The organism is Halodesulfovibrio oceani subsp. galateae (assembly GCF_055397225.1).
This window is the reverse complement of sequence record NZ_AP042453.1, coordinates 291,153-304,317: the sequence shown is the minus strand read 5'-3', so window position 1 is coordinate 304,317 and position 13,165 is coordinate 291,153. Positions and strand designations below refer to the sequence as shown.

Genomic DNA, 13,165 nt, shown 5'->3' with positions numbered 1-13,165 from the left:
CCGGCTTTCTAAACTTGAGTCTGGCGCTGATTTTGTTTTTATTTACCAGCTCACTTTTTATTTGGAAAACGTATGATACGCACAATCTGGTTTTATTTTTCCTTTCTAATTACGACACTTTACGTCTGTATTTTTATGCCGATTGCAGCAGCATTAAATAACTCCGGAGAAATGGTTCGACACTTTGGACTATTCTGGTGCAAATCTGCTCGCTTTTGTTCGCAAATAAAGCTCATTACAGACACAGATAATATACCAACTGATGAACCGGTAATTTTTGTTGCCAACCATCAAAGTCAATTCGATATCCCGCTTTCAACCGTTGCGTTGGCAAAGGCACTTCCTGCATTTATGGCAAAAAAGAGTCTTCAGGAGCTGCCGCTCATCGGACGTTGTTTCAGATTGTTCGGTAACATTTCGGTTGATCGCAGCAACAGACGAGCCGCAATGAAATCTCTTGAAGATGCTGCCACAACAATCCGTAATGGTCGCTCTGTCATTATATTTCCAGAAGGCACACGCCAACAGCAGTTTGACGAACTCGGTGAATTCAAAACCGGTGCTATTATGCTGGCTCTTAAAGCCGGTGTTCCTATTGTACCAGTTATTATTGAAGGTAGCGGTGACATTCTGCCAAAAGGGCGCGTGAAGCTCAGCAAACGAAAAAACGTCTATATTACAGCAATGGACCCTATCAGCACCGCTGAATATACCGTTAAGCAGCGTAACGAGTTTAGCGACATGCTCCGTGAGCACATGAACAAAAAATACATGGAGATGCGCGCATGTCACAAAAACCAAGCGTAACACTTACGCCGTTGGGCGGCATGGGCGAAATCGGTATGAACTGTACCATGTGGTCTACAGAAACAACTACCGTTGTCGTAGACTGTGGTCTCATGTTCCCCCACGACTACCATCTTGGTGTCGATGTTGTTATTCCGCAATTTGAGCATATTCTTAAGCAGAAAGATAAAGTCAAAGGCATTGTGCTCACCCACGGACATGAAGATCACATTGGTGCACTTCCATGGCTTATCCGCTGGCTCAGTGTGCCTATTTACGGCTCTCCATTTACCCTCGCCCTTGTTGAAGGGAAATTGCGTGAAGCAGAACTGCTCCACCGCACAAAGCTTATCCCTGTAGCTCCACGAGAACGTTTAGAGCTTGGGGATCTGGCCTTCAACTTCTTCCCTGTTTGCCACTCCATCGTCGATGGATATGGATTCGGTGTTGAGACTCCGGCTGGCAAAATTGTTCACACCGGTGACTTCAAACTCGATAAGACTCCAATTGATAACCACCGCACAGACCTCGAAGGCTTCAAAGCTTTTTCTGAAGACGGAGTTGAACTTCTTCTTTCCGACTCAACAAACATTGAGCGTGAAGGTCATTCATTAAGCGAACGTGATATTAAAGGTGCATTTGAAGATCTCTTTGCCAACGCAAAGGGACGCATCATTGTCACTCTATTCTCCAGCCACATCCAGAGGATCCAGCAGGTTCTCGATATTTCTGCCCGTTACGGTCGTAAGATCGCCGTATCCGGCCGCAGCCTAGTTAAAAACATAGAAATCGCCGATAATTTAGGCTTCCTTCGTATTCGTACTCCACTGTACATGGACACACGAGATATGCCGGAATTGCCGGACGAAGAAACAGTGCTGCTCCTTACCGGCTCACAGGGTGAACCGCTTTCTGCACTCTCCCGAATTGCCCGTGGTGAACATAGACACCTTGCAATTCAGGAAGGCGATACAGTTGTAATGTCATCCCGTTTTATTCCGGGTAACACCCTTGCGATTACTCGCATGATTAACGACATGTACCGCATGGGTGCAGAAGTTTTTTATGAAAGCTTCCGCAATATTCACGCATCAGGGCACGCCTACCGCGATGAACTGAGTGAAATGCTGAATACGGTTGCTCCTAAACACTTCATTCCAGTTCACGGTGAATACCGTCATCTGGTAAAACATTGCCGTCTTGCACAGCAGTGTGGTGTTGAGGAAGAAAATACATTTATTGTTGAAGACGGTCAGCCTGTCACCTTATGTGAAGGCACCCTCACCCGAGAGAAACCGCTCGAACTTGAAGAAATTCTTGTAGACGGTAAAGGTGTCGGAGATGTGGGACTCACCGTATTGAAAGAACGCCAGATTCTTGGCGGAGAAGGAATGGTTGTGGTCTTCATGGTGCTGGACGAACAGCTCTGGGAGATACTGCACGGCCCTACCATCGTTTCTAAAGGCTTTATCTTTGAGGCTCATTTCGATCACGTTCTGGAAGACGCTAAATGCATCATTCTGGAACTCCTTGAAAACATCGGCCCTGAAGACATCCAGTTACTGCAAGACAGAATACGTTCCGGTCTTCGCCGATTCTTCCGCAAAGTGCTGGAACGCGACCCTGTTGTCGTTCCGGTTATTACGATGGTCTAAAATTACACGTAAAAAAAGCCCCGCCCGAATATATTCGGACGGGGCTTTTTTTATTCTTTGATTATACTGAATCGACTAAGCACCCCACCTTAGGGGTACGAAGCGCGATAACTAAAAAAGCTACCCAAGCCAGCACAAAGGTTAACAGACTAATAGCCACTGCTACACGTAATGAAATCAAACCATCCAGCGAAAAAAGACCGCACACCACTGGAACACCAATAGGCACAATGGCTAACAAAACACCAAGAACTATTGGCTGAAATCCAGCCAACACACTTATATTTTTAGCCCACTTCCAAGTTGAAGATAGCAATAATCCATAAACAACAATGGAAAGAAAAAAAAGAATACAGGTTAACGCTACCATAAGAGACATTCCCTCAAAGCCATTACCTATCGCCATAGCGAATGCTACTACACCACCAGGCACATAAATTAAAAGTGGGCACAACACGAAGAAAGGTACTATTGTTATTAACATATCTTTCAGTGCCCCTTTACCGACTTTATAAGCTGTAAACAGATTCCAATAGGGAATAACCCAATGAATCCAATGGGGGGCGACGTTCCTGCGTAGTGCTAAAATCCAACAAGGGATTACCAACATTATATGAGCAAGAATCGTCAGTAGAAATGATAGCACCTCGCTAACAGCATCGGATTCAAACATTATTAATCTCCATCAAACAATTCACTGAACAAAATTTTCTATAACGTAATACATTGCATAATAAATATATCTACAATGTAAGCCACACAGAACGTAATTCGAGATTTTCTGAATTACTCAATACTTTCGACAGTTACACAGAAAACTATAGACAAGCACACATACTTTTCTATTTAATTATATAAAAGCCGATACCATTTATCGCAAGCTGTCAAAACTGTCTACTGTGTGATTAAAAACAACTGGAAAAAAGATGTTAGAAATAGCGACAAGGTACTTTCGTTATCTTCATACAAAAACCCCCTTGTACGATCTTGGATAGTACAAGGGGGTTTTTTTTTGCTGTAAAATTGCTTTCTGCTACATCATATTTAGTTACCGCAGGAGGCTAACGCGCATAACGTCTATTCCTTACCGAGAATGAAGTCCGGCTCAGCCTGATTGCTCCGTGGTGTTCGCAATGCAATAATCATAAAGATGATCCACGTAACAAAGCTGATAAGATTTTCTGATCCTCTTACTTCCATTGGCGAAATGACACCCTGACTAACAAGTGCGCCACCAGCCAATGCTAAAACACACGGAATAACAAGCATCACCATTGGAAGAAGCATCGGATGCCTTCCGGCAAGAATACTGATGTTTCGTAACCAGTTATAGGCGACATATATCCCAACTACGAGCGACAAAACAAAAAGCACAATCCCTGCTATCGCAAAGAACTGAGCTTGTTCCTGTAGTGCAAAGGCACCAATGCCAGCTAGAAAAAACACCAATGAGAGAAACAAGTTCTTTAATGATCCGTTCCCGATGCGAAATGCAATATACAGGTTCCACAGAGGAATCACCCAGTTCCACCAACGAGGTGCAATATTTTTTCGTTTAGCAATAATCCAGCAAGGCAGGATTACTACTATGGAATACAACACAAATCCGGCTAAACAAATCAGCACCATTGCCAGCATTCCGGTTTCACTCATCTGTGGCATACGTCCTCCTGTATTGCATAAAGCGTTGCGGTATTCTCAGGAGTAGCACACCGCTTGCATCATCTCATTTATATCATCTAATTCTGATGAGGCTAACTCCGACCTCGTTCACAAGAATGGCCTCTTGCTATGGCTATAAAAATGGGCATCAGCATTTATTTCTATCTATAAATAACAATTCCACCCTATCAATTCAGACTGCCGTTTCACTATCTTCAACATGCGTTTTCGGATCATGGAACTGAATGGCTTAAAAACCACCCAATATGCTTTAAAAAATCTGCGTGTCACGCTAGACAAGCAAAGAATTCGTGTTTCGGTTCTAACCTTTGTCAGTCCCGGACTAATTTCAAATAAACTGAAGTTGCATGCGACTTTTACTTTGGCCGAAAACGAATGTGCTAGAAACTCTTTCGCATCAGAAATAGGAACAACGCGACTATTTGCCAAAAAGCCGATTAGGTGTTCAATAGGATAGTTTTCTGCAAGGCGTGAAAATCCGAGATCGTCAATAATCCCCTGCAATGTCATTCTACGTGTAGGTAAGCCACGGAGTTTAAATAGAGTCACGATCAATGTAGATTTTGAAAGGTCTACATTTTTTGTTACTTCGTACACTTCTTCAATAGGACTGTTCACGATAATTTCGTGACATTCATTAAATGTGTACTCAGGTAAAAACCTATCAATCAAAGCAGGCTCAAACATTACGGACTCCTGACGGGCAGAAAAAAAATTCGTATATATCAGACTGAAATTACATTCAAAAACATATCCTATAATAATTGGATAAACTGGGTAATCGTACATAAAAAGAAGATAATGTAACACTTTTTTTGCCATAATGACCAAGATTTGCACATCCGTTACCAGCAGCATAGAAATTGTAGGCACAATGCTGTCGTAATCATAGTTTCGACCAATACATTCTGTCATAAGATACAAATATCATTATAGGAGTGTGTCATGAAAATAGTTCGAGTCCATTACCAATATAAAACATTCTACGCAGCTCTCGAAGACGGACTCTTGCGCTGCCTCACTCCGCACATCGGAATTTCAGAACGGTTTCCACTGGAAGAGGCACAACTTCTTCCCTTAGTGACTCCATCAAAGGTTGTGTGCGTCGGACTCAATTACAAAGATCACGCAGCAGAGCTTGGAATGCCGCTACCGGAAGAGCCTATGTTTTTCCTCAAACCACCGTCCTGCATCATTAATACTGGTCAGCCGATATACATCCCACCGCAATCGACACGGGTAGACCACGAAGCAGAGCTTGCCATTATTATAGGACGGGAAGCACGCTTTCTCTCTCCTCAGGCAGTACCGGAATACATCTTCGGCTACACCTGTGCCAACGATGTGACAGCCCGCGATTTGCAAAAAAGTGATGGTATGTTCGGCAGATGCAAAGGGTTCGACACATTCCTGCCTATAGGCCCATGGCTTGAAACCCATATCCCAGACCCTTCAGACCTTTCTGTGAAGCTCTATAAAAATGATCAGATCATCCAACAGGGCAACACCTCAGACATGCTATTCAGTCCACACGAGCTTGTAGCAGATATTTCTCATGTAATGACGCTGCTACCCGGTGATGTAATTTTAACGGGAACCCCGCATGGAGTCGGCCCTCTAAAAGAAGGCGATGAAGTGCAGGTAGAGATTGACGGCATCGGCACCCTTATCAATCCGGTTAAAAACTTCATCCAGCGGAAGGACTCGTCAGGGCTTCCTGTTCAGTAGATTCTGCGATACAGTAAAAAAAGTGGCGAGGAGATCGTCATACATAAAAAATGCGAATGAACGGCAAGAATGCTTGCCAAACTCATTTATTCGCAGTATGTATCCCTGCCTTTTAATACAAAGCACACTCCGATGCATCTTCCCTGGGTGCCTTGAGAATTCGTAAGATTCTTGAGGTGGAGGGACTTGGCACGGGGTGGAAGAAAAACCCATTGAAGGAGATTACAATGGCTTACGTAACTATGAAACAAATGTTGGAAACTGGTGTTCACTTTGGTCACCAGACTCGTCGTTGGAACCCAAAAATGCGTCCGTTCATTTTCGGCGCTCGCAACGGCATCCATATCATGGACCTCCAGCAGACTGTAAAACTGTACCGTCGTGCTCACGACAAAGTAGTAGAAACTGTTGCCAATGGCGGCAAAGTTATCTTCATCGGTACAAAGCGTCAGGCTCACGAAGCTGTGAAAACTGAAGCTGCTCGTTCCGATCAGTACTACGTAACCAACCGCTGGATGGGTGGTACACTCACCAACTTCCAGACAATCCGCAAGTCTATTGACCGCCTCAAAAAGCTCGAGATCATGTTCGATGACGGCACCGTCAACCGCTACCAGAAGAAAGAAATCCTTCGTCTGCGTCGCGAAATGGACAAACTCGAAGCTACTCTTGGTGGTATTAAAAACATGGAACGCCTGCCACAGCTCGCTTTCATTGTTGACCCTAAGCGTGAAGACATCGCTGTTAAAGAATGCCGTAAACTCGGTATTCCAATCGTAGCAGTAACTGACTCTAACTGCGATCCTGACGTGATTGATTACATCATTCCAGGTAACGACGACGCTATCCGCGCTATTAAGCTTTTCGTTTCTCACATTGCTGACGCATGTGCAGAAGGCGGCGCTATGTCTAAAGATGGCAAAGACGCTGAAGCTGAAATGGTTAAAGCTGCTGAAGCTGAAGAAGCTGCTGCTGCAACCGCTACCGCATCCGAATAATTCACTCAGAGGGAGAATAGATCATGGCTATTACTGCTGCTATGGTTAAGAGCCTGCGCGAAAAAACTGGCGCCGGCATGATGGACTGCAAAAAAGCACTCGTAGAAAACGACGCAGATGAAGCTGCAGCACTCGACTGGCTCCGCCAGAAGGGTCTGTCCAAAGCTGCTAAAAAAGCAGGTCGCGCTACCTCTGAAGGTCTCGTTGGTTGCGTAGTTGAAGCTAACCGCGCTGCTATTGCTGAATTTAAATGCGAAACTGACTTCGTTGCTCGCAACGACAAGTTCCAGGATATCGCTGCTAAATTTGCTGCTGACGTTCTCGAAAATGGTGCTGAAGATTTTGCCACACGTGTTGAAGCTGAAGTTAACGATGCTATCGCTACTCTCGGTGAAAACATGTCCGCTGGCCGTGCTCACCGCATGGAACTTTCCGGCGAAGGCATCATCGGCTCCTACATTCACTCAAACGGCAAAATCGGCGTTCTCGTAGAGATCCTCGGTTCTGACGATGCTGACATGGCTAAAGGCGTTGCAATGCAGATTGCTGCAACCAACCCAGTAGCTATCGACGAAACTGCAGTTCCTGCAGAGCTCGTTGCTCGCGAACGCGAAGTTCAGCGTCAGAAAACCCTCGAAGAGGGTAAGCCTGAGAACATCGTAGACAAAATTGTTGACGGTCGTATGGCTAAATTCTTCAAGGAAATTACCCTTGTAAACCAGCCTTACATCCGTGACGACAAAATGACTATTCGCGACCTTCTCAAGGGCGCATCTATTGCTTCTTTCGCTCGTTTCGAACTTGGTGAAGACGCTGCTAAAGAAGAAGACGCTGAATAGAGAACCTACGGTAATCTAACAGCTTATAAGGGGGGAGAGTTTTCTCTCCCCCTTTTTTTAAGGAAAAAACTATGCCTTCAATCACTGGATTGGTTCTCACATACAACGGCGACCGCCTTTTAGATAAGTGCCTTACATCACTGTCTTTTTGCGATAAAGTTGTCATTGTTGATTCCTTTTCTTCAGACGAGACTCTATCCATTGCTAAAAATCACAAGGCAACCATTCTTCAAAACCCATGGGGCGGCTTCAAAAAACAGTTTGAATTCGGTCTCGAAAACATTGAGAGCGAGTGGATTATTTCACTTGATCAAGATGAAATTTGCTCAGAAGAATTGAAGACAGAAATCCTTAACGAGCTCAAAAATGCAGATTCATCCATAACCGCATTTCGTCCCCGTCGACGCAACTGGTACTACAACCGCTTCATGAAGCACTCCGGATGGTATCCTGACAGGTTGATTCGCATCTTCCGCCCTGAAAAGCTTACAGTGACACAAAGTGGCTCACACGAATCCTTCAAGTCATCTGGAACAGTTAAGGATATCGATGCTGACATACTGCATTATCCTTATGAAAGTTTTTCTCATCACCTCAGCAAGATAAATCTCTATGCTCAGGAAGGTGCAGAAGACCTAAGAGCAAAGAATCGCAAAGGCGGTATCGCCGTAGCACTGGCTCATGCCACAATGCGCTTTATAAAAATTTACTTTTTCAAGCTTGGTATGCTTGATGGAAAAGCCGGGTTCATCAATGCAATGCACGGCTTTTTTTATGTGTTCTTGAAATACGTCCGTATTAACGAAGGAAGCTGGGGCACACCTTTTGATGCAAAGTGATAAGCAATCGAACAACGATTCCATTTTTTCACATCCCCCAGTTTTTACGTCTCCCAGTTAACTAAGGAGTTATTGATATGAACAACATCCCAAAACTTATCGACATTGAAACACATAAAACAGAAAAAAGTGGTTCTCTGTCTGTTATTCAAGCCAACACACACCTCAATTTTCCTATTCGCCGTATATACTACATTCATAGTATTGAAGATAATAACGCCCGTGGATTTCACGGACATAAAAAACTTCAGCAATGTATTGTTGCGACCTCAGGCAGTGTGACGCTTTCGCTTGAAGGATATGGAAATACATATTCCTTCGAACTGGATTCTCCGAATAAAGGTGTCCTTGTTCCTGCTGGATACTGGCGGGAAATGAGTGATTTTTCAAAAGATGCTGTTCTTATGGTACTCGCTTCCGATGATTACGAGCCTGAAGACTATATCCACGACAAGCAGATGTTTAATGCATTTGATGCGGAACGTAATGTTATCAGCAAGGTAGGTTACCTTGCTATGCACCGTCGTTACGAAGAATTTCGTCTCCAGTTACAGCAAATAACAGAAGATGTGCTTGATGAAGCCCATTACATCATGGGACCACGCCTTGAAAAATTCGAAAAGTCTTTTGCTGCCGAGACTGGCGCAAAATATTGTATCGGAACAGGCAACGGACTTGATGCACTGGAAATCATCTTACGAGCTTCAGACATTGGTGCCGGTGACGAAGTCATCGTGAGTGCTGGCGGCTTTATTGCCACAATTCTTGCGGTACTGCGCGTTGGCGCAACACCTGTTCTCGTAGAATCTGGCACTTGGGGCAACATTAATCCCGATAAAATTGAAGCTGCAATCACAGAAAAAACGAAAGCCATTCTGCCGACTCATCTTTACGGTATTCCGGCAGATATGGATGCAGTTCATGCTGTTGCAAAGCGACATGACTTACTTGTTTTTGAAGATGCCTGTCAGGCACATGGTGCAGAATATAAAGGCGGCACATGCGGAGCTCTTTCCGATGCTGCTGCATTCAGCTTCTATCCTACAAAAAATCTCGGTGGGTTTGGAGACGGTGGCTGCTTAACAACAAGCAGTAAGAAAATTGCAGATACAGCTCGCCAGCTTCGTAGCTATGGCGCCTCAGTAAAGTATCATCACGACATTGTGGGCTTTAACTCCCGTCTTGATGAAATGCAGGCTGCCTTATTGCAGTTCCTCCTCCCTAACTTACCAGAATGGAATGAAAAGCGTCGAAAGTTAGCTGCGCTCTATCTTGACCAATTATCATCTATTGAAGAAATCGCACTACCTGTGGTAGATAAACATTCGGTACCAGTTTGGCATGTTTTCCCGATCATGGTTCCAGCAGAAAAGCGCGATTCTTTTTGCAAATATCTCACAGAAAAAAATATTGGCTACAACATTCACTATCCAATTGCTATGCATTTGCAGCCTTGTTGCAGCCACTTACAGTATAAAGCAGGAGATTTTCCTGTTGCTGAAAAACTGGCAGATTGCGAAATCAGCCTGCCTCTAGACCCGTACCATACTACCGATGAAATCAATTTTGTTATCAAGGCTATTCTAGATTATTTCGCGTCTGATGCCGTAGAAGACTAGACCGCCACGTAAACCATATGGGGAACTAATGGAAAGTTTAAAATTTAAACGCGTGCTGATTAAACTTAGCGGCGAAGCACTTGCTGGCGACGGCAAGTTTGGTATTGATCCGGAAACAGTTGCAGGCGTCTGCGCTGAGATTGCTGAACTCGCTGATATGGGATTGCAGATTGCTCTCGTTATCGGCGGCGGTAACATTTTCCGTGGTCTTTCCTCCTCTGCAAAGGGTATGGAACGTTCCTCTGCTGATTACATGGGTATGATGGCAACCGTGATGAACGCAGTTGCTGTTCAGGACCACCTTGAAAAACACGGTCACCCGACCCGCGTTCTTTCTGCTATTACCATGCAGGAAGTATGCGAGCCGTATATTCGTCGCCGTGCGGAACGCCATTTGGAAAAAGGCCGCATTGTTATTTGTGCAGCCGGCACCGGCAATCCGTTTTTCACTACCGATACCGCTGCAGCACTGCGTGGTATGGAATTAAAATGTGAAGCTATCATTAAAGCTACCAAAGTAGATGGCGTTTATGATAAAGATCCTGTAACCAATGAAGATGCAGTTATGTACAAGTCCCTCAGCTTTATTGAGGTGCTTCAGAAAAACTTGCGAGTAATGGATTCTACTGCCATTTCGCTGTGCATGGAAAACAATGTGCCAATTTTGGTTTGTAACTTGTTCAAGGGTGACGTTCGTAAAGTTATTCTTGGCGAAGATGTTGGTACAATCGTACACGGAGGCTAATCATGGATGATATCTTACTTGATGCCGAAGACAGAATGGAAAAAGCGTTAGTTGCACTGGAACGTGAATTTACCCGTTTACGCACCGGTCGCGCACACGCCAGCCTTGTAGATCACATTATTGTTGATTACTACGGCGCACCAACCCCTATTGGACAGCTCGCATCCGTTGCTGTTCCAGAAAGCCGCACCCTTACTATTCAGCCTTGGGATAAAGGTGCTTTTCCTCTCGTAGAAAAAGCTATCATTAACTCTGACCTTGGTCTGAACCCAATGAACGACGGTAAACTCATCCGCATCTCTATTCCGATGCTGACTGAAGAGCGTCGTCGTGAGCTTGTAAAATTAGCTAAGAAAAGCGTTGAAGATGCAAAAATTGCTATCCGTAACGTTCGTCGTGATGCTAACGAGCAGATGAAGAAGCTTGAAAAAGCAAAAGACATTTCCGAAGATGATTGCCACCGCGGTCAGGATGATGTTCAGAAACTTACTGACACATTCGTTGCAAAAGCAGACTCAAAAGGCAGTGAAAAAGAAGCAGAGATCATGGAAATTTAATTTCCTGATTGCTTCGGCTGAATTTCAGTCATAAAAAGGCCGGATATTTCATCCGGCCTTTTTTGTTAGATTGAGATGACACGCCGGATTCGCTTTCTTGACGGAAGACAGGCTTTCCCCTTATAACTCAACGTTTCTTTTACTACTCAAACGCATGTTGAGGTGTGTTTTGTCAAATTCACAATTACTGGACTGGGCAGCTCCTGAAGCTCTTCCTGTACATGTTTCATTCATCATGGATGGAAACGGACGCTGGGCAAAGCGTAAAGGTGACGAGCGTACGACAGGACATCGTGCCGGCTCTGACACCGTACAGCGTATTGTGCGAGAATCCCGTAAACTGGGTATCAAACATGTGACCCTGTATACGTTTTCACGCGAAAACTGGTCTCGTCCTAAAAAAGAAGTCAGTTTTCTTTTTGAATTGCTCGTGAGCTTTTTGAAGAAAGAACTTCCTTCCATGATTGAACAAGACATTAAGCTCAACATTTTCGGTGAAATGAGTGATTTGCCGCTTGCTGCGCGTACCGCTTTGCAGCACGCCATAAAAAAAACCGAAAAGAATACCTCTATGACGCTTAATCTTGCCTTAAACTATTCTGGTAGAGATGAGATTATCCGTGCTGCGAAGCAGCTGGCTACTGATGCAATTTCTGCGGACGAAATCACTGAAGAAACATTTGCCGCCAGACTTTACTCTTCCGGCGTTCCTGATCCTGATTTGATGATCCGCACGAGTGGAGAGGTTCGCCTTTCTAATTTCATGCTTTTCCAGCATGCTTACAGCGAAATGTATTTCACCGACACTTTATGGCCGGATTTCTCTATTGAGGAATTCCACGACGTGCTTAAGGCTTACGCCGCACGAGAACGCCGCTTCGGAAAGACTGGAGACCAGCTTAACAATGACTAATTCACACAGACAACGTTGGATGACTGCACTTGCTGCATTCCCCCTACTTATTGCCGTTCTCGTTATTGGCGACTGGGCACTGCTCGCAGGGCTTCTTGCTGCAAGTGTTGTAGGACAGTACGAATTCTACTCCATGTTCTGGCCTCGCAACGAGAAAATGACACTCAAACTGATTGGCTGCCTCATGGGCATTGCTATCCTCATTGCGTCGTACCTCAACATGCCGAATGTTGTTATCGGCTTTCTTGTGCTTACTTTCTGGATCAGTAACTTTGCCTTTCTCGGTAAATACGGCATCAGCATGCGTGACGATGCAGATTTTACCCAATCGCAAATTATTACTGGCGGTGTCCTCTATCTGCCACTGCTCTTACAGGCAGCATTCAGCTTTCAACGTGTGGAACTCATCCTTGTCCTGTTCGCAGCTTTCGCATCAGATATTGGTGGATTCTACGCGGGTCGCTTCTTCGGTAAAAACAAAATTTGGCCTCGCGTCAGCCCGAAAAAAACAGTTGAAGGTTCCCTTGGTGGAATGCTCGCTTGTTGCATAATCACACTCGGCATCGGGCTAACCTTCGGAACTGCCCCTTGGTATGCTCTCATTATGCTCGGCATTATGCTTAACTGTGCATCACAGCTTGGTGACTTTTTCGAATCTGCACTCAAAAGAACCGTTGGTGTAAAAGATTCCGGTGCAATCTTACCGGGTCACGGCGGCGTACTTGATCGTGTTGACTCAATTCTTCTTGTGCTGCCTACCTACTGGTTTGCACAAAGCATTTATCCATTCTTTTAACTATCAG

14 protein-coding genes are annotated in these 13,165 nt (G+C 44.7%); 11 read left to right on the top strand and 3 right to left on the bottom strand.

Features of this window, described 5'->3' with window-relative positions:
• Window positions 1-72: 72 nt before the first annotated feature.
• Together ACZ5V1_RS01270 and ACZ5V1_RS01265 are read left to right on the top strand one after the other, a co-directional pair.
• Window positions 73-807, top strand: a complete 735-nt coding sequence (locus ACZ5V1_RS01270) for a lysophospholipid acyltransferase family protein (RefSeq protein ID WP_464390242.1) — start codon at window positions 73-75, stop codon at window positions 805-807.
• Window positions 786-2,441, top strand: a complete 1,656-nt coding sequence (locus tag ACZ5V1_RS01265) for a ribonuclease J (protein WP_464390241.1) — start codon at window positions 786-788, stop codon at window positions 2,439-2,441. The genes ACZ5V1_RS01270 and ACZ5V1_RS01265 overlap by 22 nt, the downstream gene beginning before the upstream one ends.
• Before the next feature lie 61 nt (window positions 2,442-2,502).
• Here ACZ5V1_RS01265 and ACZ5V1_RS01260 read toward each other — a convergent pair whose 3' ends face one another.
• From ACZ5V1_RS01260 to ACZ5V1_RS01250, 3 genes are all read right to left on the bottom strand, one after another.
• Window positions 2,503-3,114, bottom strand: coding sequence for a hypothetical protein (locus ACZ5V1_RS01260; protein ID WP_464390240.1), 612 nt, complete (start codon window positions 3,112-3,114; stop codon window positions 2,503-2,505).
• Between the two features lie 404 nt (window positions 3,115-3,518).
• A complete protein-coding gene (locus tag ACZ5V1_RS01255) occupies window positions 3,519-4,103 on the bottom strand; it encodes a hypothetical protein (RefSeq protein ID WP_464390239.1) in 585 nt (194 codons plus the stop codon).
• 165 nt (window positions 4,104-4,268) lie between these two features.
• Entirely contained in the window at window positions 4,269-5,039 is a 771-nt protein-coding gene (locus ACZ5V1_RS01250) for a hypothetical protein (RefSeq protein WP_464390238.1), read from the bottom strand.
• Window positions 5,040-5,069: 30 nt separating this feature from the next.
• Between ACZ5V1_RS01250 and ACZ5V1_RS01245 the strand changes: the two genes are divergently transcribed.
• The 9 genes from ACZ5V1_RS01245 to ACZ5V1_RS01205 all read left to right on the top strand — a co-directional run bounded on the left by ACZ5V1_RS01245 (window position 5,070) and on the right by ACZ5V1_RS01205 (window position 13,158).
• Window positions 5,070-5,852: a fumarylacetoacetate hydrolase family protein gene (locus ACZ5V1_RS01245; protein ID WP_464390237.1), complete on the top strand. Its 783-nt coding sequence runs from the start codon at window positions 5,070-5,072 to the stop codon at window positions 5,850-5,852.
• Between the two features lie 227 nt (window positions 5,853-6,079).
• Window positions 6,080-6,850, top strand: coding sequence for a 30S ribosomal protein S2 (gene rpsB / locus ACZ5V1_RS01240; protein ID WP_160716814.1), 771 nt, complete (start codon window positions 6,080-6,082; stop codon window positions 6,848-6,850).
• A gap of 23 nt (window positions 6,851-6,873) precedes the next feature.
• Entirely contained in the window at window positions 6,874-7,689 is an 816-nt protein-coding gene (gene tsf / locus ACZ5V1_RS01235; RefSeq protein ID WP_464390236.1) for a translation elongation factor Ts, read from the top strand.
• A gap of 71 nt (window positions 7,690-7,760) precedes the next feature.
• Window positions 7,761-8,528: a glycosyltransferase family 2 protein gene (locus tag ACZ5V1_RS01230; RefSeq protein WP_464390235.1), complete on the top strand. Its 768-nt coding sequence runs from the start codon at window positions 7,761-7,763 to the stop codon at window positions 8,526-8,528.
• A 77-nt stretch (window positions 8,529-8,605) separates the two neighbouring features.
• Complete coding sequence (locus tag ACZ5V1_RS01225; RefSeq protein WP_464390234.1) at window positions 8,606-10,147, top strand: aminotransferase class V-fold PLP-dependent enzyme; 1,542 nt, start codon at window positions 8,606-8,608, stop codon at window positions 10,145-10,147.
• A gap of 28 nt (window positions 10,148-10,175) precedes the next feature.
• Complete coding sequence (gene pyrH, locus ACZ5V1_RS01220; protein ID WP_464385489.1) at window positions 10,176-10,892, top strand: UMP kinase; 717 nt, start codon at window positions 10,176-10,178, stop codon at window positions 10,890-10,892.
• Window positions 10,893-10,894: 2 nt separating this feature from the next.
• A complete protein-coding gene (frr, locus tag ACZ5V1_RS01215) occupies window positions 10,895-11,449 on the top strand; it encodes a ribosome recycling factor (RefSeq protein WP_464390233.1) in 555 nt (184 codons plus the stop codon).
• A 169-nt stretch (window positions 11,450-11,618) separates the two neighbouring features.
• Complete coding sequence (locus ACZ5V1_RS01210; RefSeq protein WP_464390232.1) at window positions 11,619-12,362, top strand: isoprenyl transferase; 744 nt, start codon at window positions 11,619-11,621, stop codon at window positions 12,360-12,362.
• Window positions 12,355-13,158, top strand: coding sequence for a phosphatidate cytidylyltransferase (locus ACZ5V1_RS01205; RefSeq protein ID WP_464390231.1), 804 nt, complete (start codon window positions 12,355-12,357; stop codon window positions 13,156-13,158). The genes ACZ5V1_RS01210 and ACZ5V1_RS01205 overlap by 8 nt, the downstream gene beginning before the upstream one ends.
• Window positions 13,159-13,165 lie beyond the last annotated feature (7 nt).